Origin of the sequence: Nonomuraea sp. NPDC048916 (genome assembly GCF_040649575.1) — a bacterium.
In the GTDB taxonomy this organism is placed as follows: Bacteria; Actinomycetota; Actinomycetes; order Streptosporangiales; family Streptosporangiaceae; genus Nonomuraea.
This window is the reverse complement of the sequence record NZ_JBEZFS010000131.1, coordinates 1-962: the sequence shown is the minus strand read 5'-3', so window position 1 is coordinate 962 and position 962 is coordinate 1. Positions and strand designations below refer to the sequence as shown.

1 protein-coding gene is annotated in these 962 nt (G+C 70.4%); it reads left to right on the top strand.

Annotation, left to right across the window (positions count from 1 at the left end; translation table 11 throughout):
- Nucleotides 1–27: 27 nt before the first annotated feature.
- Nucleotides 28–962: beta-ketoacyl reductase (locus tag AB0C16_RS40080; RefSeq protein WP_357691381.1), on the top strand; the 935-nt coding region annotated here is incomplete at its 3' end.

Sequence of the window (962 nt, the reverse complement as noted above, 5' to 3'; positions counted from 1 at the left end):
CCGGACCTGGCGGCGCTCCGGCGTGCGGTGGCATCGGGCGCCGCGGTGCCGGACGAGGTCGTGGTGGCCTTCCCCGGTGATCCTGTCGCATCAGGAGAGGTGCCCGGGCGGGCCCATGACACCGTCGCGCGCGGGCTGGCGCTGCTTCAGGAGTTCCTGGCCGAGGATCTGCCGGCCTCGGCGCGGCTGGTCTTCGTCACCCATGGCGCGGTCGCCGTGGACGGAGACGTCACCGATCTCGCGGGATCCACCCTCTGGGGACTGGTGCGGTCGGCGCAGGCGGAACACCCCGGCCGGTTCGCGATAGTGGACGTCGACCAGGATCCCGCCTCGCGTGCAATGCTGGGTGCGGCCCTGGCCGGCCGATGGCCCGAGATGGCCATCCGCGGCGGCCAGACCTACGCCCCTCGCCTGGCCCGCGCCCGCGCAAGCACCGCACCGGAACCGGACTTCAACCACCACACCGTGCTGATCACCGGCGGCACCGGCGCGCTCGGCGCACTGGTAGCCCGCCACCTGGCCGAACGCTATCCAGCCAGCCACCTCCTGCTCACCAGCCGCCACGGCCTCGACGCCCCCGGCGCCCACCAACTACGCGAACAGATCACCACCACCGGACCGCAGGTGACCATCACCGCCTGCGACACCTCCGACCCGGAAACACTGACCGAACTGCTGACGGCGATCCCGGCCAGCCATCCACTCACGGCAGTGATCCACACCGCCGGAGTACTGCAAGACGCCACACTCACCAGCCTCACCCCACAACAACTGAACACGGTGCTACGACCAAAAGTGGACGCCGCCTGGCACCTGCACCAGCTCACACAAGACCTACCACTGTCCGCGTTCGTACTGTTCTCCTCGATCGCCGGCCTGACCGGCAGCCCCGGCCAGGCCAACTACGCAGCCGCCAACACCTTCCTGGACGCCCTGGCCCACCACCGCCACACCCACGGCCT